The organism is Thiomonas sp. (genome assembly GCF_054608695.1).
On sequence record NZ_JBTRXV010000025.1, the window covers coordinates 16975 to 37574 of the forward strand.

Genomic DNA, 20600 nt, shown 5'->3' on the forward strand with positions numbered 1-20600 from the left:
GGGGGATTCTTACGGTGCTACGCATGAGTTGTCCCATACTGCAGCCTTATCCTGTTTGTTCGCGCCGAGTCAATGTTGACCGATGCGCTGGCGGTCCTCATTTATACTTAACTATACGGTTTTCAAGTATAAAGATCAGCCATGCGCGAACATCCCCTTGCGATCCAGACGCTCTACGCCCAGTTGCTGCAAATCTGCCAGTCGTCCCCCTATCCTGGCGACGGATTTGCTGCAACCGGAGACGTCCGCGCCGTCTCAAAAATCATTCATGGTGCGACCTACTGGTATGCACAGTACACCGACCCCAGGGGCATCCAGGTCCAGCATTACATCGGGGCAGCGGCTGACACCACCGTGCAACGGACTCTCGCCCGGCTCGAAGACGAAGACGCACGGGCTGAGGCCGTTCAGCGGATGGCTTTGGTCAAGGCACTTGTTCAGTCAGGCTACATTGCACCCACCAGAGCAGCCGCTGGCGCTCTGCAAGTGCTGGAGCGTATCGGCGTCTTTCGATCCGGATGCGTGATGATCGGAACCCCGGCTTATGGTGTCATCCTCAACATGCTCGGTTATCGCGAGCACCCGGCTGTGCTAACGAATGACTTGGATCTTTCCTTTTCGCGGTACAGCCTTGCTGTCACGCAAATGGACATCGAGCAGGATCTGTTTGCGTGGGAACCCAAGCTTTTTGCCGTACCGCAACTCAACCGACGCCATGCCGAGGTGTCACTCAAGGTCAGAGGCCAGGATTTTCATATCGACTTTCTGACACCAGGCCGCATCGACGAGGACACGCCGATCAAGCTGCCCTCCGGCATTCATGCCCAGCCGCTGCCATTTCTTGACTATCTCGTCAATGCCACCCAACAAGCTGCTGCCTTGGCACCCTATGGTGCGCTTGTGAACGTGCCAGAGCCGGCGCGCTTCATGTGGCACAAGCTGGCAGTAGCCGCGATGCGTCCGGCAGCTTTTGCCGCCAAGCGTAAAAAGGATTTACACCAAGCGGCCGCGCTGTTCAAGGTTTTGTCGACTCAAAATCAAGACGATGCGAGCCAGGCTCTTCGACGGGTCAAAAAATCGATGGATGGACGGCATTTGGCCAAGGCTATTTGCAAGACGCTTTCAGCGCCTGAAATGAAATCCATCGAGATTTGGGTCCGGACGCACTGTGCGTGGCTATTCGACGATGCAGCAGCGCCAACCCAACCCGACTCATATCCAAGCGCCACCTCATCATAAAACTGCATGGTTATAGACCGTCGCTGGCAAAAGATGTGGCGCCACCTCACGAAGAGCCGATTTATCTTCTCCGGCCGTAGAATCGATACCGTCGACTATGTTGTAGACGTAAATGAGGCGGCTAGCGACTAGATATGTCACATGTTCACTCAAAAAGTAAATATGACACATAGAATCTATATAATTGCCAAGGCAACGGAATAAGTCGAAGTCATTGACCCGCGAAACCCCGTTACAACGCCATGCGTTTAGCGGCGGGAGAGTTCATACTGGGTGTGCTGCCAACTGCGGGGGCACACCGCGTGGGGTGGCTTCCCAGTTCTCGACCTGGAGACTTTCCACGCGTGCAAACTCACGCAAATTGCGAGATACCAGAGTCAAGCCGCGGGCACTGGCCTGGCCTGCGATCAGGACGTCATACCCGCCGATGGGTGTTCCTTGCGCCGCCAGTGCCGCCCGAATCTCTCCGGCCCGACGTGCATCGTCCTGATCGAACGGAACCACCTCAAAACGCAAGCCATCGACGATGGCTAAATTCCTCTCGGTCCGCTGGCTCTTGAAGGCACCGAAATACAACTCGTGCATCACGATGGACGGCAAACCGATGTCCACTGGCCGATACTGCCGAACACGTTGCGAGACCGGGCCAGTCGGATGGTTCAGCAACGCAATGACGGCGTTGGAGTCGAGCAGGAAGCGCATCAGGGGAAGAGTGGAGTCAACTCTTGCCGCTCCTGCGGTGCAGGTTGTGCCGCAACCGCCTGCACGAAGTCGGCATCCAAGGTACCAGCAAGCGCATCAAGCCAAGCCCAGTCAGTCGGGACGGGCTCAAGAATCACCGCCGCGCCATGCCGCCGTATACGCACCACGTCACCTTCGAACCGAAAGGCCTTGGGCAAACGCACCGCTTGCGACCGACCAGACCAGAACACTTTTGCCGTTTCCATAGGGCCCCCATGCAATACATGGCAAAAAGATATGCCAAAAACCGAGTGACGTCAAACTTGGTGGGGCATGCGGGGCATAGACCTTGGTCGCATCAAACCCAGCCATGAAGTCAAACAATGTGTACGCCTGACGGCTACACGGGGTCGCTGTTCAGCATCCAGTACAGCGTGTCGTTCAGCGCAAAACGCGGAGCAAAACCTGTGGCTTGCGTCAGTTTTTCGTGAGAGCCGCGCAAAACTGGAATTTCATTGGCGCGCACAAAAGCCGGATTCACACGCACCTCGATGGCATAGCCCGCGAGCGCATTCATCGCGGCAATGACCTCGCGCAGCGCCACGGCCTTGCCGCTGCAAATGTTGAACACCTCGCCCTGCACCGGGCCGTCGAGCAGGGCCGTATAAGCGTCCACCACATCGCGCACATCGGAAAAGTCCCGCGCTACGTCCAGGTTGCCCAGTTCGACGACGGGCGCACGCCGCTTGAAGTGGCTGACGATCTTCGGAATCAGGAACTTCTCGTCCTGTCCCACCCCCGTGTAGTTGAACGGCCGCGTCATGACGATGGGCAGGCGGTCCATCCAGGTCCGCACCATGTGCTCCATGGCCAGCTTGCTGCAGGCATAGTGGTTCACCGGGGCGGGGCACACCGCCTCGCTGATGACTTCCACCCCCGGCGTGCCGTACACATTGGCCGAGCTGGCAATCAGCACCTTGTTCGGCGGCGCACCCAGCCCCGCCAAGGCTTCCAACAGGTTGAGGGTGCCAAACAGGTTGACGTCGTAGAACGCCCGCGCATCGGCATGCCCCACGAAGGAAAGCGCCGCCAGATGCACCACATGCGTGGGCCGCACCTGGGCGACGGCCGCACGCACAGCTTGGGCGTCGGTCAGGTCGCAGGCTATTTCATCCGCGCCCTGGGGTATGCCTTGCACCAGGCCCACCACGCGGGCGCCGCGTGCGCGCAGGGCCGCACCCAGGTAATGGCCGGTGAAGCTGCGCAGTCCGGTGATGAGAACAGTTTGAATCAATTTTTTCTCCGCTTGATCCCGCATGACATGCAAGCCCAGGCGTGGCCGCAATGCGAAGGGCCACCGCTCGCTCACCCGGCCAGAATATTCACCGCCAGGCCGTGGGCAGCCTGCTGCAAGCGCATATCCGCTGTCCACAAGGCATCACAGCGGTGCGTGAGCGCAGTCGCCAGATGCAGGGCATCCGGGGTTTTCAGCCCAAAACGGGCACGAAGCATGGCACCCTGCACGAACACTTCGTCCGGCATGGGTAGCAACGCAAACTGGGCAAAACCTTCCTCGTAGTAGCGCTGCAGCGCCACATTACCCGTACGCATGGGTGCAACCAGGCATTCAAACTTCACCAGTGGGGAAATGGCATACCGGTCGGCAGATTCCCGAGCCAGTGCCTCCCGTACGCGAGCGCCCCAGAGCGGGTGATCCTCGAAGGCATAGATCAGCAGGCAGGCGTCGAGGTAAATCAATCCCACCCTTGGCGCTCCTGCCCAATGGCGTCGTCGATCTCTTGAGCTGAGCGGCGCAATGGCACCGGCAGCGGGTTGCGCCGGAGCCAAGACAGCACATCACGTTGTGCCGTTTCGGGTATAGCCCCCACAGGTACCAACTTGACCGCCGGCACTCCGCGATGCGCAATGATGACTTCCTCGCCCTGCTGCGCGCGTCGGACGAGTTGCGACAGATGATTCTTGCATTCCAGGATATTGACTTGCATGGGTCACTCCAATCGCAACTCCAATCTGGCCAGACTATACCGCAAGCTGGCCAGGTTGCTGGAGCACTCGGCAGACGCTGAGAGAAGCCGGTGACATCATCCCGGCCCCGGAGTCTGGCGGCGAATCGGGGCGCGTGCTGGCGCGGTTGCCGCGCAGCCGGCATGCACGCCTGGTGGCACGCGCTCGGCAAGAGGGCGTGCCACTCAATACCTGCGTGGTGGCGGCACTGGCCGATGCGATGCATCATGGCTGACCCTGAGAACACTTGCCGCAGCTCTCGAGGCCCTGTTCAGGGTGCTATAATGGGTACTTTTAATCATACTTTTAATAGGTCTTGACATGACATCCAGCATCCTTGCGCAGACCACGGCCAGCGTGTCCGAATTGAGAAAGAATCCGATGGGCACCGTTGCCGCTGGTGACGGCGGCCCTGTTGCCATCCTGAACCGCAATGAACCCGCCTTTTATTGCATCCCTGCCGCCGCCTATGTTGATTTGATGGAGCGGCTTGAGGACTTGGAACTGAACCAGTTGGCCGACGAACGCAAGAATCAGCCCGTTATCCGGGTAGCGCTTGATGCGCTTTGAGCTTGGGTTTATTGATGCCGCGCTGAAAGAGTGGCGCAAGCTCGACGCCAGCGTGCGCGACCAGTTCAAGCGCAAGCTGGCTGAAAGGCTTGAATCGCCCCGCGTGCCGTCGGCAAAATTGGCGGGACACCCCGACCGCTACAAGATCAAACTGCGCGGCATTGGGTATCGGCTGGTCTATGAAGTGCGCGATGCCGAGCTGGTCGTCGTCGTGGTTGCAATCGGTAAGCTGGAAAACAGCACCATTTACAGGACTGCCGACCGGCGGTAAGGCGCGCTTGGGGTCATGCTGGGGGTATCCGCGTCGGCCGCCCGGTAACACTACGACCCGACCGGCTGCAAGTGAGCCCATGCTGCATCCTCTTCGGGTTTGAGCCAGTCTTCGGCCAAGACTGCTTCTGAAAACAAGGCGGCCTCATTGGCCGGAGGCGTCAGCAGGGTGAACAAGGCGCGGCCTGCAGGCAGAGGCCCGCCGCCCACACGGCGCATGCGCCCCTGCATGTCGATTTCAACCTCGATCGTTTGTAGCATGGTCAACCCTCGCAATCATCTTCCAGTCAAGAATACGCCACCCGTTCTAGGCATCCAGGCCTGGTTCAAAACGACGCCCCCGCCGCATTCCTGCGCAAGTCCGCCTCCACCATCATGGCGCAAAGCTGCTCCAGCGTGGTGCTCGGCTCCCAGCCCAGCTTGGCCTTGGCCTTGGCCGGGTTGCCGATGAGCAGTTCCACCTCCGCCGGGCGGTAGAACTTGGGGTTGATGGTGACGATGGCTTTGCCCGTGGCGGTGTCAAGGCCGCGCTCCTGCTCGGCCTGGCCATGCCACTGCAGTGCGATGCCCGCAGCCTTGGCCGCCAGGCTGACGAAGTCGCGCACCGTCTGCGTCCTGTTGGTGGCCAGCACATAGGTGTCAGGCTCATCGGCTTGCAGCATGCGCCACATGCCGTCGACATAGTCCTTGGCATAGCCCCAGTCGCGCTTGGCGTCCAGATTGCCCAGCTCCAGCACCTCCAGCTTGCCCAGCTTGATCTTGGCCAGGCTGTCGGTGATCTTGCGGGTGACGAACTCGCGCCCGCGCAGCGGGCTCTCATGGTTGAACAGAATGCCGCTGGCGCCGAAGATGCCGTAGCTCTCGCGATAGTTCACCGTCATCCAGTGGGCATAGAGCTTGGCCACGCCGTAAGGGCTGCGGGGATAGAAGGGAGTGTCTTCCGCCTGCGGAATGGCCTGCACCTTGCCAAACATCTCCGAGGTGCTGGCCTGATAGAAGCGGATCTTGGGGTTGACGGTGCGAATGGCCTCCAGCAGGTTCAAGGGGCCGATGCCGGTGATCTGCGCCGTGGTGTGCGGCTGGTCGAAGCTCACGCCGACGAAGCTCTGGGCGGCAAGGTTGTAGACCTCGGTGGCTTGACTCATCTGCAGCAGGCGGATGGCCGAGCCCAGGTCGGTGAGGTCGAACTCGACCAGGTGCAAGTGGGGATGCTGGGCGATGCCCAGCTCCTCGATGCGCCAGAAGTTGACGGAACTGGTGCGGCGGTAGGTGCCGTAGACGGTGTAGCCCTTGGCCAGCAGCAGCTCGGCGAGGTAAGCCCCGTCCTGGCCGGTGATGCCGGTGATGATGGCGGTTTTTGTCATGTTCATGGGAAACTCTAATCCATTATGTTTAGTGAATAAATTTATTTCTTAAAGATGGCAAGTAAAGACACGCCAAATGGGATGGGGATCTTGCCAATGAAATGCCTTTCAAAGCCAAATATAATTCTTAATATAAAGTTAATTGGCTTTGGTGGCATGCCAGTTCCACCAGGTTCATTGTTGTGCAATAGTTTTTCTTTGAGTCTAACTACTGCAATCAATGGAAATAAAAGGGCGTTAAAGTAAGTTAATAAAGAAACCCTAAGGGTTGTTGAATCCGCTACTTTGCGCAGCTTTGCGGCGGTATATCGCCTTTTATGATGCAAGAATTCATCGTGCATACTCCAGAGCCATGCATAGGCAGGGACAGTAATCAGAATTCTCCCGCCATCCGCTAGAAGCTTCTTGGCCTCTGCTATAGTTTCAATATCCTGATCGATATGTTCAAGAACATCAAATAAACAGATCAGATCAAATTTTTGCAAAGAAAGCTGAGAAAGATCGGGGCAGACGCCTTGTTTTATATCGTAGCGCCCCTTTGATTTTTCTGTTGCAATTTTGAGCGCTGTTGCGTCCATTTCCAATGCGCTTACAACTCCAAAATGTGCAAGCATCTCCAGATTCCCGCCTGTTCCGCAGCCTATCTCAAGTATGTTCGCATTTTTTGGCAAATCTAATTTTCTGATGACGAATTCTAATATTTTACGGCGACCCGTAAACCACCAATGTTGGGCTTCAGTATCAGCCATGGAGAGATAAGCTTCTGGACTCATAAAGTTCCCTAGTAATTTATCTAGCGACGGAAGTGCTTTGAAGTCGTGCTATTGCAAAGCTGCAGTGCCCAATTGATACCTTTCGGAAATTTCATTATGTGCGAAAAACAAACCATTTCAAGGAAATGAAATTAAATAGAAGACCAGCAGTCGCGCCTACAAAAACAGCCAAAACAGGGTTGCGGGAAAATAATGCGATTTTAATAACGAGAAATGCATATATGCCATTTGTTATAATTGCACCGAAAATATTCGCAGCGAGATATTTTCCGAATTCATGTAAGCGATTTTTGCTCGCGTGCTGGTTAAACGTAAAGCGACGGTTGATATACCAAGTGATGATCACGGCGACAGAAAACGCAGCTGCCTGTGCGGCGAGTGGATTGATCTGGCGAAGCGTAAGAAACCAAACAATTGCAACGTCAGTGACAAAACCAGCGCTACCCGCCATTCCAAAGAATAATATCTCTTTCATTTTCATTGGTCAAAGATGATTTTCAAAAAAGGCGATTCAAGGTTTGTTCTGCCATATTTCGCGAATAAGGTAAATGGGGCGTTGCTTGCTTTCGTCATAGAGGCGGCCAATGTACTCACCTATGACCCCCAGCGCCATAAGCTGAACACCACCAAGAAAAAGAAGTGCAACCATTATCGATGGGTATCCCTTGACGGAATTTCCATAAAACAAGGTTTCAAATACTAAAAAAACAGCATAAAAAAATGCTAAAAAGGAAATGAGAAACCCAAGGTAGGATGCAATCTGAAGCGGTACTTGACTAAAGGATGTAATGCCCTCGATGGCAAACTTCCATAAGCGCCAGTAATTCCATTTTGTTTTTCCCGCGTTGCGCGGTTCACGGTGGTAATTGACGGAGCAAGTTTTAAATCCAACCCAGGCGAAAAGCCCCTTCATGAAACGTCGACGCTCCGGGAGTAGTTTGATCGCTTCTAATGCCGGGCGGGAGATAAGCCGGAAATCCCCGGTATCCGCAGGAATATCCACGGAACTCATGCGATTGATGATGCGGTAAAAAGCATGGGCTGTTATCTTTTTTATCCACGATTCACCATCGCGGCTGATTCGAACCGCATTGACAACATCATAGCCTTCCCGCCATTTTAAGATTAATTCCGGGATGAGATCTGGTGGATCTTGTAGGTCAGCATCCAATGGGACGACGGCGTCACCTTTCGCTTGATGAAGCCCCGCAGTCAGCGCAGCTTCCTTGCCAAAGTTCCGAGAAAGATCAATAACAACAACACGTGGGTCCCTCTGATGGAGGGCCACTAATTGCATTAGGGTATTATCGGTGCTTCCGTCATTGACGCAGATTAATTCCCATCTCTCATTTATTTTTTCCATGACGCCTTTCACGCGCGTATACAGCGTTGAAAGATTTTCTGTTTCGTTATGGCATGGCACGACGATCGAAATCATAGCTTTTCTCTTGTTGGGCGATTTGCTCGTTTCATTTGGTCTTTCGGGGGTTTTCTTATTGTGTGGAGTTGGTCAATTCAATATAGCGGACCCCAATACCAAGTTCCCGGGGGTCGGCGGAGATGCCCAAAGATGCTGGGGACATTGGCTTCTTTATTTTCAAATCAATGGACAGCAATTGATCGTTCTTAAGGATGGTTTTTAATGGTATTTCCAGTCGGCGTAACCCAGAATTTTTAGCGGATGTATATTGAAGTTCGCCGATAGGCGTTCCATTTGCGGATACGTAAACAATCTGCGACTGGTGCGTTTTTGCCAAAAAGGCAGAGCTATCAATAACGAAGTATAGGTTTGACTTAGGCGGTGTGCTAAGAGGGAGCATGATTGTCGCTTCATTGGCGTCTGTCCATGTTCCCCATGATTCGGGATATGACCAACCTGACCAGCCGTAGCTCCGGTTTAATGAAATTCTGCTATTAATATCAACGGGTGCCCACAATAATTGATGTGGCCAAACCATAATATAAGCACTTCCATGATGGAGGATATTTTTCGGTTGCCCATACTGATGAATTAGGCCATTAATGCAAATATCGACATTTGCGCAATTATCGCCATCATTTGTGACAAAAACAAAGTAGTCATGTTGTTTTTGCGGTAAATCGTGCGGGCGATACCACAGCTTATCAGTTTCTGGCCTATTCCCAATAATCATGAACCCAGATGTGGGGTTAAACATAACGGGCCTTATGATAATTTTATTATCTGATAGCCAAGTCACCGCATTGGAGCCAATTCCCCAGTAGGGTCCATTGCCGTACCAATAGGGCCCATAACCGTAATTTAAGTTATGCGCTTTTAAATATTTTATTATATCTTGCGCGCCTTTATCTTGCGTTTTTATATGCGGACGTATTATAAATTTAAAGTTAGAAATTAAGCCGGCCGAAATAAATATAATGCCGCATCCCACCACTAATATCTTATATGCCACACCAATTTTTGACCAAGCCAGTTCTGTTAATATAATGGTGAACGCGATATCAAAAAATAATATGTTAATAATAAATCTGGCGGAGTAACCTGCTTGCTGAATGTTCGAGAAAATAAATGCGAAAGATATGCCCGCAACGGAGAGTGCCGTAAAAATAAAAGAAAATGTTCTTGGAATTCGGTTTTCCTTGTTCCTTGTCAAGGAGAAAAGGTATGATGACGCGGCAATTAATAGTCCTGCCATAAAAATAGAGGCGAGTGAGGTTAAAAAGAAGTTTTGGCTGTTGAATGGTATTATATTTAGAATTCCGCCCAGGTCTTTAATAAAATATTCTGCATTTCTGTTGACCAGTTCCCGCGACCCAAATGAAAATGGGAATGTCGGGATGAAATTAAGAAGCCCAAACGCCATCGTTTTGGCTACCACGATGGAGGCGGTTAATGCGGCGAATAAATATAAAAGATGCCGATTGCGCCGCTCTCTTATTGTCAATAAAAGAAGAATAAAACTTGAAATTTCGCCTGGAAGTGTGAAGGCGGCAAGAAACCATGGGTCTGAAATACAGCAAGCCGCAGACAATACAAATATCAAGGGGAGCCATGCCTTGTTGGCACTCTTGATATAGGCTACGCTACCTACAAACATCAAAAGCCCAAAGAACATCGAGCTATTATGTGAAACGGTGTAGGTCAAAAATCCTGAGGATATTCCATAAGAGCCGGAGTATAATAATACGGATGGTATTATCAATGGAGACCATTTAGTATCAAGTTGAAGGGCTAATAGGCCACATAATGCAGTGCTGAGAGGAAAAAATAGCCATCCGCGAAATAAAACTATATATGGATGTGGTCCAAATATAGAAAATAGGAGCGAGTCGATCGGGACTAACGTTAACAGCCAATTATCGGGTGTAAAAATCCAATTTTTAATAAAATCTAACCCATAAATTTGTGTGCCATACCACAGCATTGCCGAATGGCTGGAATCCGAGTCGGCTCGAACAACTGCAAATGTTGCGAGATAGCTTATACAAAGGCCACCAATGATAACTGTGGCAAAGAAGGCAGCAATTAAAATTTTTCGAGGCGGCATTTCTTTGGTTGGGAAAATAAAATGGAATTGGGGTGATCTTGATATTGGGGTGGCGCGAGGACTGGAATTGGCCTTTATCTTTGGTGGGGTCTATTGCTTATATATTTATGCTGGACATTAAATTGATGGATTTCGTTGCGGTGCAATTGTTCGTGTATTGGAGCCGTATAATACATGACAATCGAATTTAAGTGTCTTCGCCTTCAGTTTGCACCGTATGCCGCTTCTCCGAAATTAATTTCCAATTGCCGTGTAGCTAGTGCCAAACAACGGTTATCGCCATCGTTTGGCTGGTGGGCTGCTGGCAGGGTGAATACGAGTGTGTTGGAGCTAACGACCAGTGCATCAAGGTCGCAATATAACGCCTGTTGATAGCCTTTTACGCACCCTTTATAAATCTCCGACCTGTTGTGAAGCAGGGCATAACACTCATCTCCCAATCGTTTTGCAGGATGATGTGCATCAGTCGCTCTGCGCTTTGCTTCCAGGTTAGCCAGGGCATGGCGTCTGAGCAGGGACTAAGCTTGCTGGCGTGGAGTTGCAACCAGTTTTGCACGGCATCTGCCAGGCTGAAGGCGTCCTGCCCGGAGAAATAAAACGCGTGGGTACCCGCCACTTCATGAAACACAGGGATATCACGGGCGATGATGGGTAGTTTGTGCTGCGCCGCTTCGATGAGGGGCAGGCCGAACCCCTCAGCTTCGCTCGCTGCAATCAGGCATGTGGAAGCCGCATACACCGCCTCGAGGTATTCGTCGCTGATGCCTTCGAGCCAGAACAGCCGCTTGCCCAACTCTGGGTGCTTGCGCAACTTGGCGATAACGGTCGGAATGCTGCTTCGATGCCCGTCGGACAGGCCCTTCCAGCCCTCTTTGCCGACGATGACGAGGTTGACTTCGACTCCCTGTGCCCAAAGCGTCTCGAATGCTGCAATCGTCTGCAGATGCCCTTTGCGCGGTTCAACGGTACCTACCATGAGGAAACTCGGTTTGGCGCGCAGTCCGATCAGCGTTTGTTCAGCCTCGGCGCTATGGCCACGCGTTGGCGCCGAAGCGGCGATATCGGCTCCCAGATGAAACCAGCCGATGTTCACCGGACGGTTTCTTTGCGAGCCTTGCTCTTTCAGCCAGTTTGCAAAGTCGTCGCTGACCGCCTTCGAAATGCCGATCACGCCGTCAGCTACGCGCGCTACGGCGCGCAACCAGCGAGAGAATTCCTGATCCGTTCCAAGCGGGAAGAACTCAGTGTGTATCACGGGGAGGAGGTCAAAAATCACATAATGAAGGCGGCTGCCCGCATCGCGAATCTGTTGCAAAAGGCCTGTCCGTTCCGCCTCGATCAAGTAGCCGCCGGTCAGATCTGGGCACAGGAGAACATCGTCGACGCCGAACTGAACCACGGCATCCTCTAGCAAACCATCTGGGAAACCCAACAACCGCGCAGCGTATTGGCGCGCATAGCGAAATTTCCAGCACCCGCCGTCGTCGCTCGTGTAAACGGGTTCGACGGTAAAACCTGAAGGGGGGCTCTGGATCACCTCGAGCATGATGGACCGTGCGACACGTTGAATGCCGGTTTTAAGATCTTCGCGTACCACCGAAGAGATATCCACCAGCAGCTGCCGACGTGGATCGGACCTTGGGGCATTCTGCGCCACACACCGCGACAATCCGAACCAGGACTGTTCCTCTTGTGGAGGATCGTCAAGCTCTGCAAGGGCTCTAATCAGCGCTCTCGATCGGCCATTGGCGTGGCAATCCTCAATGACTGCCGCATATTGCGCGGCACAGGCTGCCGGTGCATGCCGTGCGCGCACGGCCCGCCTCGCCTGCCTGCCAAGAACGTCGCGACGCTCGCTATTCCCATGCAGCGTAGTCAGGGCATCGACGAGTTCTTCGTCGCTGAATGCATCAGGCAGCATCCATACCGCATCGCTCGGTAACTCAGTCATGCTCCCATGTGCGTTGACAATCGTGGGCAGCCCGTGGCTCATGCAATCCAGCACGGCTGCTGAAGTTTCACCATAGCTGAGCGTACGTAATTGCACTGCAACGTCGGCCGCAACCAGATATTTGCGGTACTCCGCCATGCTCACCCACCCGGTGACTGCGATGCGGGTGCCCAGCCCGCTCTCGCGCATCGTCGCCAACAACTCGTCACCATAGTCTCCGCCGTGATTCTCTCCGACGAATACCAACTGGCACCGTGGGTTTCGCGCCAGCGGTGACGCCAGCCAAGCGGTGAGCAGATGATGGTTTTTCTTGGAAGGGCCCAATAGGCCGAAACTACAAACTAGAAAGGTGTTATCCGCAACTCCAAGATCTCGCCTGGCTGCAAACCGCTTCTCGGCGTTGTCGTTTGACATCGCGAGCGCGCGCAGTAGAGGAACAACAAACCAATCTTTCCCAAAGTTGTCTCCGTACCAATGCCGTGCCAAGTCGCGCGTTGCCTCCGAATGCACGATGATGGCTTGGGCTTGTTGTAATACGCTTAAATTCGCAGGCCACTTCCCGAAGATGTTGCTGAGATCCGAGGTACGGAAACGCTCCTGAACGGCGCTATAGCCGTGTGAATGCTGGAGTTCGCGTGTCCACATGCCAGGACGCGCCCCGCGCCACTCGTCGTGGCACTGCACACCGCTAAGGAAAAAATCATGCAAAACGACCACTCCCGGAATTTCGGGCAGAAGGTCGAACATGTGGCTGTGGAAAGGCGAATTGCCGACGTGGTACATCACCCGCTCATAACGCGGGGCGTTGGCGCGGAACCATTCCACGCTGCGCACCGGGCAGTTGGCCCGTACCCAGGGGTGGGTGACCTCGGTCTGCGGGGTGATGACGTCAATGTCGTAATACCGCGCCAATTCAGGCAACAGTTCGGCACTGTAGTCGGCAATGCCGGTGCGCTCGGGAGGCAGCGGTGAGACGTAGGCCAGCCTGGGCCGGCGCAGCGGCCGGCTGGATGTCGGCTCGGCAGCTTTCGCTTGCAGATGGAGTTGTTCAAGGGCGGCGATGGCGCGGCGAGCGCTCGCATCCCAGGAAAACTGGCTCGCCTGTTGCAGGCCATGTTGCCGCAGGGTTTGACGAAATGTTCCGTCTGCCAGTACCTGCGCCACCTTGGCGGAGATGGCCAGTATGTCCAGCGGGTCGAACAGGGCTTCCTCACGGCCTACCACCTCTGCCAGGGTGGGCGTGTTGGCTGCAATGACCGCTGCCCCGCAGGCCATGGCGTCCAAGGCCGTCGACTCTATACCGCCGTCCATGGACGAAATAATGACGAGTTGGCACAGGTTGTAGAGCGCTACAAATTCAGCATCGTTGATGTCCGTGAGGCAAAGTGTGCCAGCGCCCAGCTCGGGGGTTTCCACTCGACGCTGCAAATCCTGGCATTGAGATTCGTCCGAGACGCCTGCAATGACCAATTGGTACTGCCCGCGCAGCGAGTGAGGCAAGGCGGCAAATGCCTCGACGAGATGTCTGAGGTTATTGGTCTCGCCGGTAGCGCCGGCACAGAGCACGAATGGATGCCTGATGCCAAATTTGGAGAAAAGAGCCGCTTGTTGCCCGGCGGTGTATTCGGTTGGCTGGAAACCTGGGCCCGCTGCGCCCGAGATATTGACCACCGAGTTCCCGGAGAGCTGGAGCGCGTCTATGGCGTCGCGCCGCAATGCCCCCGAAACAGACAGCAGCAGTTGCGCGCGCTTGAGATGCCCGATCTTGCGCCAGTAGTAGTCCATGTAGGACGCGTTGGCTTTGAGCTGTTCGTCCGGGTTGAGGAGTGGGATGAGGTCGTACAGAGTGACTGCGGTGGGGTGGCTTTCAGTGAAACGGCCGATGCTGGTGACGGCATCGTCCTGGTAGCCTTCAAACAGGCTCGACACGTGTACCACATCGGGTTTCAGGCTGGCGAGAAAAGCCTCGCGCAGCAATTCCGCGGCCTGGCGCCGCCAGGTGTTGCCGGCATCCAACTCGCGAACCGGCCCGGGGGCCTGCCACACGCGGATATTGGCCTGCGGCAGCAAATCGTCGAACGCGGCGCGGATGGGCTCGATGGTGTCGGCCAACATGCCATTGAGCGCGATCAGCACCTCGTGCTCGCCGCGGTTGCGCACGATGGCCTGCGCCAGGGCCAGCGAATAGCGGCCGATGCCACGCAAACGACTGGCGGTTTGCGCGCCCTGCAGATCGAGCACGATTCTCACGAGCGCTCTCCTTTGGAGGCGCCGCGCGCCCTTTGCAACTGTTGATAGATACGGCGTGAGGTTTCAGTATCGAGCGCGGATGTGGGAGCAGTGGGCGCGTGCGCTGCGTCTGGCGAAGTCTGTGCGTCTTGCATGGAGTGTGCGGAAGGCTCTGCCTGGGGCTGCAGTTGTTGTTCGGCCGGCGCTGGAGGCTGAACCGCAGCCGGGCCTGCAACCTGCGCGGGCTGCGCAAGTGCCGCCGGATGGGCGGGCGTTGGCTGGATTTGTGGCTGCTGCGCTGAACGACCCAGCAGCCGGCGCAAGCCGGACACGCCCAGGCGCAGCGGACGGGTGACGCGCCATGATCGGCTGGCATACACGGCCTGCAACTCGTGGGTACGGGCAGCCAGCTCCGCGTGGATTTCTGCTTGGAGTCTAACGAGTTCTTTTTTCAGTTCATCAAGTTCAGTCTGACGTCCATCCAACTGGTTGCGCAATTGATGGTTCTGCGCCATGAATTGTTGGAGTTGCTGTTGGGTTTGGCTGTGTTGTGCAAGGGCTTGCGTCAGTTGAACTCCCAAGGCTGCACTGGATTGTTGGGCATGCAAGAAATGTGCCCTCAATTCAGCCAGTTCGTGTTGATCCGCTTTGGATTGGAGTGCGGCGTGGGTTTCAGCCTGCTGGGCTTGGGTCTGGGCCTGCTCAATGCGATCTTGAAGAATGGACAGCCGCTTCTGCATGCCAGTCTCGTACCGGGTTGAGAGCATCTCCAGCGTCAAGCCATATTGCACATCGAAGGTGCTATCGAAGAGCTCGAGGTGTTCCTGTGGGGCGCTCTTCTGCGCGACGACCGCATAGTCGGGGCTGACTCCGCCAAGAACCTGTAGCAAGTGAACATCGCTTGCGCCGGAAAGATCGGGGGATTCCTGGAGACGAAGGATCTTGGTGCGCGAAAATCCTGCATGCTCCGGCAAAAACGAAAGAAGCAGGGGAGGCAATGGGCGCTGATGAGTCGGGTCGAGGTAGAAATTCGATGTTCCGACGATGAGATTTTCTGGATTGGGGGTCTCCAGAATCAGAAGACCAGCCGGCTTGAGTACCCGCAGAGCTTCTTTGACGATTTCTTGCAAGGCATCAAAAGAAATATGTTCTGCGATATGGAATCCAGAAACGATCATCAGGCTTTCATCGGGAATCTGATGTAGTGCAGCGATCGCGTCCTGGGTTTCGACGGAGAGCCCTCGCTCGCGACAGGCGGCCAGCATGCCTTCATCGAGATCGACGCCATGCGCCTTGAACCCCGCCTCTCCCGTCAGCTCAAGCCATTCCCCACGGCCACAACCCAGGTCAAGTACGGAGCACTCGCCATCAAGATCCTTGAGTGGGTTGATAAAGGGGAGATAAACACGCAATCGCCCCTTGATCAATTCACGCGAACCGCGATGGCGGTCTTCAAAGGCACGGTAAAAGCTGTCTTCCTTCATTACGGCCTCCAGACTGTTTGCGTCGCTTTCGACGGCGCCAGTCAACGAACAACATCCCAGGGTGCGGTTCCGCACCCTGGCGCATTTGCCGCACTTCTCCGGTTTGCAGGGGGAGGCGGTCGTCATCGGCCATGATCCACTGCTCGCCACGGTTGGCAACAACTAGGGCTTGCCGGTGCGATTTCCGCGCGTGAAGTTGCGCTGCAAAAGAAGTTGGCGGTAGATTGCCCGCGCATGAGGCGAAAGGCATTCGGCTCCGGGCAAATCGGGGGCCTGATGCCGGATAGCACTCGTGTTGCCGGCGGGGTTTGCCCACCCCTGCCCCAGCGCACGGCGCACCAGCGCCCCCACGGCGGGTTGGGCGTGCAATAGGGCCAGGATGCGTAATCGGAGCCTTGGGTGGGCAAGGACAAAGTGCCCGACCCGCAGCAAAGCACGCCTCGCGGTGGCCTTGGAGGCTCTTTTGATGGCATGCCACGCAGCGGCGGTCATGGTCAGTGCGCGGTGGAACATGTGGTGGAACTGTGGGGGTGAGACCCGCCATAGTTTTGCCCCGGCGCGCAGTGGTTTGGTGATGCGCCAGGACAGGCTGCGATAAGTTGCTTGCAGATTGCGTTCGGCCCGTTGCTGCGAACCAAGCACGAATTTGTCAAACACATTGGGCGGATAACGGAAGGCCTCGGACAGATCGGCGTGTTCGTTCGCCAAATAAAAGCGGTTGAGTCCATCGGCATAGACGAACCGATAGCCGGCGTCCAGCAGGAGTGGCTCCCAACCGGCATGTGTTTCCACTTGGGACATCGGCAGGGTGGATTCGACGACAACGATCCATGGACGCCACCGGTGCCAGTCATGGCCGTGCAGGACGTTGGCCTCGTAGCCCTCGACGTCGATCTTGAGAAAGTGGATCGGCTGTCCCTGCGGCACATGTGCAGTGCACACTTGGGCCAGCGTCATGACTTCGACCCGACATTCGGTTGATTGCAAACCGTTTTGGCGGTGGCGGCGGGCCGCAGCCGGATCGAGCGTGGACAGCCCTGATTCATGAACGAGATAGAGCGTCTGGGTGCCGCACACGTCGCCAAGCGCCGATTCCAAATTGGTGTCGCGGGCTCTTTTCGCGGCCAGTTGTCGATACCAGTGGGGATTGGGTTCGACATTGATGCCGCGCCATCCGTGTTCGTAGAACGCCCTGGTGACCGAATCCGTATCGGGCGACCAGGCACCGACATCGATATAAAAACCCTGTTCGACTTGCCGCAATGCACGCCAAAGGATGACGTCCTCGAAGTTCTGCGCGTAGGACGTGAAGACTGGCGCGCGCTCAGGCATTGGTGTCCGCGACGCGGCCATAGACGTCCTGGAAGCGCACGATGTCGTCCTCCTCCAGATATTCGCCGCTCTGGACCTCGATCATCACCAGATCAAGTTTTCCGGGGTTGTCGACGCGATGTTTGTGTCCCGCTGGGATGAAGGTCGACTCGTTGGTGTTGATCAGGATGTTCTGGTCTCCGTTGATGACGCGCGCGATGCCGGACACGACGATCCAATGCTCGCTGCGATGGTGATGCATCTGCAGCGAGAGTGCGGCGCCGGGCTTGACGACGATGCGCTTGATCTTGAAGCGTGGCCCCTCTTCCAGCACGGTGTAGGTTCCCCACGGCCTGTGCACCTCGCGGTGCAGGCGATAGGCCTCGTGGCCATTGGCCTTGAGCTGGGTGACGATCTGTTTCACGTCCTGCGCGCAGTTGCGGTGTGCCACCAGCACGGCGTCGGGCGTGTCCACCACGATGAGGTCGCTCACACCCACGAGGCCGACAATGCGCTGCGAGCTTTGCACGTAGCAGTTGTCGGTGCCATGCAGCAAGGCTTCGCCGAGAATGCGGTTGCCATGTGCATCTGGCTCTTGCAGTTCGCTCAGTGCATTCCACGAGCCGATGTCCGTCCAGCCGATGTCGCAGGCCACCACGGCGACATGCTTGGAGTTTTCCATCAGCGCGTAGTCGATGGAAATGTCGGGCGCGTATTGGAATGTCGTGGCGTCAAGCTCGATCTGCACATCGCTCTCGCCACGCAACTGGCGCGACGCGCCCAGGCAGGACTGCACGCTTTCAAGAACGCTGGGCGCGTGTTCGGCGAGTTCCTGCAGAACGGCATCCACGCGGAAGCAGAACATGCCGCTGTTCCAAAGGTAGTTGCCGCTGGCGATGAATTCGCGCGCCTTGTCCAGCGTGGGCTTTTCGACGAAGCGGCGTGCCTGGGTGCCGTCCACCTCGATGTAGCCGAACCCGGTTTCAGGCCCCGTGGGCTGAATGCCAAAGGTCACCAACTGGCCTTTTTCGGCCAGTTCCATGGCTGTTCGCAAGGCTTGCTCGAAGGCGGTTTTGTCGGTGATCAGGTGGTCTGACGCGAGAACCAGCAACTGGACGTCCGTGCCGATGTTCTGTTCGGCCCACAGCGCGGCCGCGGCCAGCGCCGGGGCGGTGTTGCGGCCGAAGGGTTCGAGGATGAAGGCGGTGGGGAGGGCAGCCCCGTTGACCTGCGCGTATTCATCCTTGGTCTTGAACACCAGGTCGCGGTTGGTCACGGTCAGCACCTGGGCCACGCCTGGCAAGGCAGCAGCGCGCAGGAAGGTTTTCTGCAGCAGGCTTTGCCCGTCGGCCAGTTGCATGAAAGGCTTGGGATGCTGCTCGCGGGAGACCGGCCATAGCCGGGTGCCGGCGCCGCCGGAGAGGATGACGGGGAGAAGTTTGTGTGATGCACTCATGATTCGGACGGAAAAACCTGCAAACCGAGGGACTGTGCCGCAAGAGCCAAGCGCTTGTCGTACACGGCAAAAACCAGTTGGTGCGACGCGGCGAGGTGCTCGTGGAGAGACTCGGCCGCGGCCAGATGCACACCGTCATAGGCGCGCAGAGCAAGGAGGTCAGCCAGTTCGCCCGCGCGATGCAGCAGGGCTGGCGCAGCATCCACCACATCCAGCCTCGGCCAGTCGGATTCGAAATCACGCCGCCAGCGTTGCAGCGCCTCAGCGTCTGGCGCGTCGGCGGCACGCCGCCTGAACGCAGCGCGCGCCTCCACATAGGCGATGCCATGGGTAACCACGCGCTCAGCTTGCGCTACGGCGCGCTGAACTTGCCTTGAGCCAGGCTCATCAACGTAGAGCTTGACCAGTGCGGAGGTGTCGAGATACAGAATCAATCGCGCAACTCGCTGACCGTTTGTGCAAGCGGCGGCGTATCCGCGCGCAGCTTGAGGTGTTCGCGCGCGCCCTGCGGCTTGCCACCCTTGCCGATGCGCAGCCATGGCAGCGTTCGCAGCATAGAAAGCGCATCTTTTGGCTCCGTGGTGATGGCAGGGGGCTCAATGCGCGCGATTTGCTTGCCATGCGACGTGACGACCAAGGCCACACCTGTGGACACCCGATGCAGATAGGTCGACAAATGCGCCTTGAATTCCCTGACGCCGACTTCGATCATGCTTGCACTTCCTGGTTGTGGGTACATTTTTTTAGTGTAACCTCAATTTGCAGGTTATTGCGGTGGCTCCGAGAGAAGATTGCGTCAAACCCAGAGCTGATCTTGAAGGTCAATCCGTGCAGCCAAAGGCTCTTCCGACGCCAGTTCATCTCGCCATTCTCAGCGGCTTTGCCGCAGCGTCTGCTTACGTTGGGCAAATTTCTGGTTTGTTATCCGTTTGCGCAAAACTGTGGGCGCGGGCGGGTTCATGTGCTTGTCGTAAGCGCTCACCACTTCGTCAACCTTGCCAAACATTTTCACTTTGCCACGCTCCATCCACAGCACTTTGTTGCAGGTCTTGCGAATGGCGTCACTGGAGTGAATGGCCAGCACCACGATTTCTGCTCTGGCGTGCAGGTCATGCAGGCGTTTGTTGGCTTTGTCCTGGAAGCTGGCGTCGCCCACGCCCAGCACTTCGTCGAGCAGCAGGATGTCGGCCTCCACCGCGGTGGAAATGGCGAAGGCCAGGCGCACGCGCATGCCGCTGGAGTAGGTGCGCAGGGGCAGGTCGAGGTAGTCGCCCAGTTCGGTGAAGGTGGCAATGTCTTCCGTTTTTTGCTTGATTTCGGCGTCGTTCATACCCAGCAACAGGCCGCGCAAGCGGATGTTTTGCCGCCCGGTGGACTGGTCGTCCATGCCGAGAGCGATGTCGAGCAAGGGCACCGATTTACCTCGAATAGCAATTGAACCGCCGGTGGGTGGGTAGATACCGGCCATCACACGCAGCAGGGTACTTTTGCCCGCCCCGTTGTGGCCGATGAGGCCGAGGCGGTCGCCGCTCTCGAGCTGCAGACTGAGGCCGTCAATGGCGCGCACCACCACCACGCCGGTGTTGTCTTCGGCTATGCGGTTGCGCCGACCCATGCGCAGCACTCGCTTTTTGAGGGATTGGGCCGAGACGTCAAAAATCGGCAAGTCAAGGCAAACGTTTTGCAAGTTGATGCTGGCGGGCATGGCTTGGTAATGGGT

General features: G+C 56.0%; 22 protein-coding genes. 4 read left to right on the top strand and 18 right to left on the bottom strand.

Annotated elements, in window-relative coordinates; translation table 11 throughout:
• Positions 1–141: 141 nt before the first annotated feature.
• Positions 142–1239 (top strand): GSU2403 family nucleotidyltransferase fold protein, encoded by a 1098-nt coding sequence (locus ACYCUK_RS10455; RefSeq protein ID WP_461594706.1) that lies wholly within the window; start codon positions 142–144, stop codon positions 1237–1239.
• A gap of 264 nt (positions 1240–1503) precedes the next feature.
• Here ACYCUK_RS10455 and ACYCUK_RS10460 read toward each other — a convergent pair whose 3' ends face one another.
• From ACYCUK_RS10460 to ACYCUK_RS10480, 5 genes are all read right to left on the bottom strand, one after another.
• The gene (locus ACYCUK_RS10460) at positions 1504–1941 is read right to left on the bottom strand and encodes a PIN domain-containing protein (RefSeq protein ID WP_461594707.1); all 438 of its coding nucleotides are present in this window, start codon (positions 1939–1941) and stop codon (positions 1504–1506) included.
• Positions 1941–2186 carry an antitoxin gene (locus ACYCUK_RS10465; RefSeq protein WP_461594708.1) on the bottom strand — a complete coding sequence of 82 codons (246 nt, stop codon included), beginning with the start codon at positions 2184–2186 and terminating at the stop codon, positions 1941–1943. The genes ACYCUK_RS10460 and ACYCUK_RS10465 overlap by 1 nt, the downstream gene beginning before the upstream one ends.
• Before the next feature lie 134 nt (positions 2187–2320).
• On the bottom strand, positions 2321–3211 hold the full coding sequence (locus ACYCUK_RS10470; RefSeq protein ID WP_461594733.1) for a GDP-mannose 4,6-dehydratase: 891 nt from the start codon (positions 3209–3211) through the stop codon (positions 2321–2323).
• Between the two features lie 74 nt (positions 3212–3285).
• Positions 3286–3684 carry a type II toxin-antitoxin system VapC family toxin gene (locus ACYCUK_RS10475; protein WP_461594709.1) on the bottom strand — a complete coding sequence of 133 codons (399 nt, stop codon included), beginning with the start codon at positions 3682–3684 and terminating at the stop codon, positions 3286–3288.
• Positions 3675–3926 (bottom strand): type II toxin-antitoxin system Phd/YefM family antitoxin, encoded by a 252-nt coding sequence (locus ACYCUK_RS10480; protein WP_461594710.1) that lies wholly within the window; start codon positions 3924–3926, stop codon positions 3675–3677. Before ACYCUK_RS10480 ends, ACYCUK_RS10475 begins: the two co-directional genes overlap by 10 nt.
• 134 nt (positions 3927–4060) lie before the next feature.
• On the opposite strand from ACYCUK_RS10480, the gene ACYCUK_RS10485 reads away from it, so the two are divergent.
• From ACYCUK_RS10485 to ACYCUK_RS10495, 3 genes are all read left to right on the top strand, one after another.
• On the top strand, positions 4061–4180 hold the full coding sequence (locus ACYCUK_RS10485; RefSeq protein ID WP_461594711.1) for a toxin-antitoxin system HicB family antitoxin: 120 nt from the start codon (positions 4061–4063) through the stop codon (positions 4178–4180).
• 86 nt (positions 4181–4266) lie between these two features.
• Entirely contained in the window at positions 4267–4515 is a 249-nt protein-coding gene (locus ACYCUK_RS10490) for a type II toxin-antitoxin system Phd/YefM family antitoxin (RefSeq protein ID WP_461594712.1), read from the top strand.
• Positions 4505–4786 carry a type II toxin-antitoxin system RelE family toxin gene (locus ACYCUK_RS10495; RefSeq protein ID WP_461594713.1) on the top strand — a complete coding sequence of 94 codons (282 nt, stop codon included), beginning with the start codon at positions 4505–4507 and terminating at the stop codon, positions 4784–4786. The genes ACYCUK_RS10490 and ACYCUK_RS10495 overlap by 11 nt, the downstream gene beginning before the upstream one ends.
• Before the next feature lie 50 nt (positions 4787–4836).
• Here ACYCUK_RS10495 and ACYCUK_RS10500 read toward each other — a convergent pair whose 3' ends face one another.
• From ACYCUK_RS10500 to ACYCUK_RS10560, 13 genes are all read right to left on the bottom strand, one after another.
• Complete coding sequence (locus ACYCUK_RS10500; RefSeq protein WP_461594714.1) at positions 4837–5046, bottom strand: hypothetical protein; 210 nt, start codon at positions 5044–5046, stop codon at positions 4837–4839.
• Between the two features lie 65 nt (positions 5047–5111).
• Entirely contained in the window at positions 5112–6155 is a 1044-nt protein-coding gene (gmd, locus tag ACYCUK_RS10505) for a GDP-mannose 4,6-dehydratase (protein WP_461594715.1), read from the bottom strand.
• Positions 6156–6190: 35 nt separating this feature from the next.
• A complete protein-coding gene (locus ACYCUK_RS10510; RefSeq protein WP_461594716.1) occupies positions 6191–6922 on the bottom strand; it encodes a class I SAM-dependent methyltransferase in 732 nt (243 codons plus the stop codon).
• 94 nt (positions 6923–7016) lie between these two features.
• The gene (locus tag ACYCUK_RS10515; RefSeq protein WP_461594717.1) at positions 7017–7403 is read right to left on the bottom strand and encodes a GtrA family protein; all 387 of its coding nucleotides are present in this window, start codon (positions 7401–7403) and stop codon (positions 7017–7019) included.
• A 30-nt stretch (positions 7404–7433) separates the two neighbouring features.
• Entirely contained in the window at positions 7434–8360 is a 927-nt protein-coding gene (locus ACYCUK_RS10520) for a glycosyltransferase family 2 protein (protein ID WP_461594718.1), read from the bottom strand.
• 55 nt (positions 8361–8415) lie between these two features.
• On the bottom strand, positions 8416–10449 hold the full coding sequence (locus ACYCUK_RS10525) for a DUF7024 domain-containing protein (RefSeq protein WP_461594719.1): 2034 nt from the start codon (positions 10447–10449) through the stop codon (positions 8416–8418).
• A gap of 379 nt (positions 10450–10828) precedes the next feature.
• Positions 10829–14650 (bottom strand): glycosyltransferase, encoded by a 3822-nt coding sequence (locus ACYCUK_RS10530; protein ID WP_461594720.1) that lies wholly within the window; start codon positions 14648–14650, stop codon positions 10829–10831.
• Entirely contained in the window at positions 14647–16113 is a 1467-nt protein-coding gene (locus tag ACYCUK_RS10535; RefSeq protein WP_461594721.1) for a class I SAM-dependent methyltransferase, read from the bottom strand. Before ACYCUK_RS10535 ends, ACYCUK_RS10530 begins: the two co-directional genes overlap by 4 nt.
• Before the next feature lie 162 nt (positions 16114–16275).
• Complete coding sequence (locus tag ACYCUK_RS10540; protein ID WP_461594722.1) at positions 16276–17445, bottom strand: FkbM family methyltransferase; 1170 nt, start codon at positions 17443–17445, stop codon at positions 16276–16278.
• Positions 17438–18880 (bottom strand): mannose-1-phosphate guanylyltransferase/mannose-6-phosphate isomerase, encoded by a 1443-nt coding sequence (locus ACYCUK_RS10545; protein ID WP_461594723.1) that lies wholly within the window; start codon positions 18878–18880, stop codon positions 17438–17440. The genes ACYCUK_RS10540 and ACYCUK_RS10545 overlap by 8 nt, the downstream gene beginning before the upstream one ends.
• Positions 18877–19314 carry a type II toxin-antitoxin system VapC family toxin gene (locus ACYCUK_RS10550; protein WP_461594724.1) on the bottom strand — a complete coding sequence of 146 codons (438 nt, stop codon included), beginning with the start codon at positions 19312–19314 and terminating at the stop codon, positions 18877–18879. The genes ACYCUK_RS10545 and ACYCUK_RS10550 overlap by 4 nt, the downstream gene beginning before the upstream one ends.
• The gene (locus ACYCUK_RS10555; RefSeq protein WP_461594725.1) at positions 19311–19592 is read right to left on the bottom strand and encodes a type II toxin-antitoxin system Phd/YefM family antitoxin; all 282 of its coding nucleotides are present in this window, start codon (positions 19590–19592) and stop codon (positions 19311–19313) included. Before ACYCUK_RS10555 ends, ACYCUK_RS10550 begins: the two co-directional genes overlap by 4 nt.
• Positions 19593–19751: 159 nt before the next feature.
• Positions 19752–20585 (bottom strand): ABC transporter ATP-binding protein, encoded by an 834-nt coding sequence (locus ACYCUK_RS10560; RefSeq protein WP_461594726.1) that lies wholly within the window; start codon positions 20583–20585, stop codon positions 19752–19754.
• Positions 20586–20600: the final 15 nt, after the last annotated feature.

Excerpts from the sequence above, each read along its gene's own strand:
- ACYCUK_RS10490 (WP_461594712.1), top strand. The coding sequence starts at position 4,267 with ATGACATCCAGCATCCTTGCGCAGACCACGGCCAGCGTGTCCGAATTG.
- ACYCUK_RS10455 (WP_461594706.1), top strand. The coding sequence starts at position 142 with ATGCGCGAACATCCCCTTGCGATCCAGACGCTCTACGCCCAGTTGCTG.
- ACYCUK_RS10480 (WP_461594710.1), bottom strand. The coding sequence starts at position 3,926 with ATGCAAGTCAATATCCTGGAATGCAAGAATCATCTGTCGCAACTCGTC.
- ACYCUK_RS10520 (WP_461594718.1), bottom strand. The coding sequence starts at position 8,360 with ATGATTTCGATCGTCGTGCCATGCCATAACGAAACAGAAAATCTTTCA.
- ACYCUK_RS10545 (WP_461594723.1), bottom strand. The coding sequence starts at position 18,880 with ATGAGTGCATCACACAAACTTCTCCCCGTCATCCTCTCCGGCGGCGCC.
- ACYCUK_RS10535 (WP_461594721.1), bottom strand. The coding sequence starts at position 16,113 with ATGAAGGAAGACAGCTTTTACCGTGCCTTTGAAGACCGCCATCGCGGT.
- gmd (WP_461594715.1), bottom strand. The coding sequence starts at position 6,155 with ATGAACATGACAAAAACCGCCATCATCACCGGCATCACCGGCCAGGAC.
- ACYCUK_RS10465 (WP_461594708.1), bottom strand. The coding sequence starts at position 2,186 with ATGGAAACGGCAAAAGTGTTCTGGTCTGGTCGGTCGCAAGCGGTGCGT.
- ACYCUK_RS10555 (WP_461594725.1), bottom strand. The coding sequence starts at position 19,592 with ATGATCGAAGTCGGCGTCAGGGAATTCAAGGCGCATTTGTCGACCTAT.
- ACYCUK_RS10495 (WP_461594713.1), top strand. The coding sequence starts at position 4,505 with ATGCGCTTTGAGCTTGGGTTTATTGATGCCGCGCTGAAAGAGTGGCGC.
- ACYCUK_RS10540 (WP_461594722.1), bottom strand. The coding sequence starts at position 17,445 with ATGCCTGAGCGCGCGCCAGTCTTCACGTCCTACGCGCAGAACTTCGAG.
- ACYCUK_RS10460 (WP_461594707.1), bottom strand. The coding sequence starts at position 1,941 with ATGCGCTTCCTGCTCGACTCCAACGCCGTCATTGCGTTGCTGAACCAT.
- ACYCUK_RS10560 (WP_461594726.1), bottom strand. The coding sequence starts at position 20,585 with ATGCCCGCCAGCATCAACTTGCAAAACGTTTGCCTTGACTTGCCGATT.
- ACYCUK_RS10525 (WP_461594719.1), bottom strand. The coding sequence starts at position 10,449 with ATGCCGCCTCGAAAAATTTTAATTGCTGCCTTCTTTGCCACAGTTATC.
- ACYCUK_RS10510 (WP_461594716.1), bottom strand. The coding sequence starts at position 6,922 with ATGAGTCCAGAAGCTTATCTCTCCATGGCTGATACTGAAGCCCAACAT.
- ACYCUK_RS10500 (WP_461594714.1), bottom strand. The coding sequence starts at position 5,046 with ATGCTACAAACGATCGAGGTTGAAATCGACATGCAGGGGCGCATGCGC.
- ACYCUK_RS10515 (WP_461594717.1), bottom strand. The coding sequence starts at position 7,403 with ATGAAAATGAAAGAGATATTATTCTTTGGAATGGCGGGTAGCGCTGGT.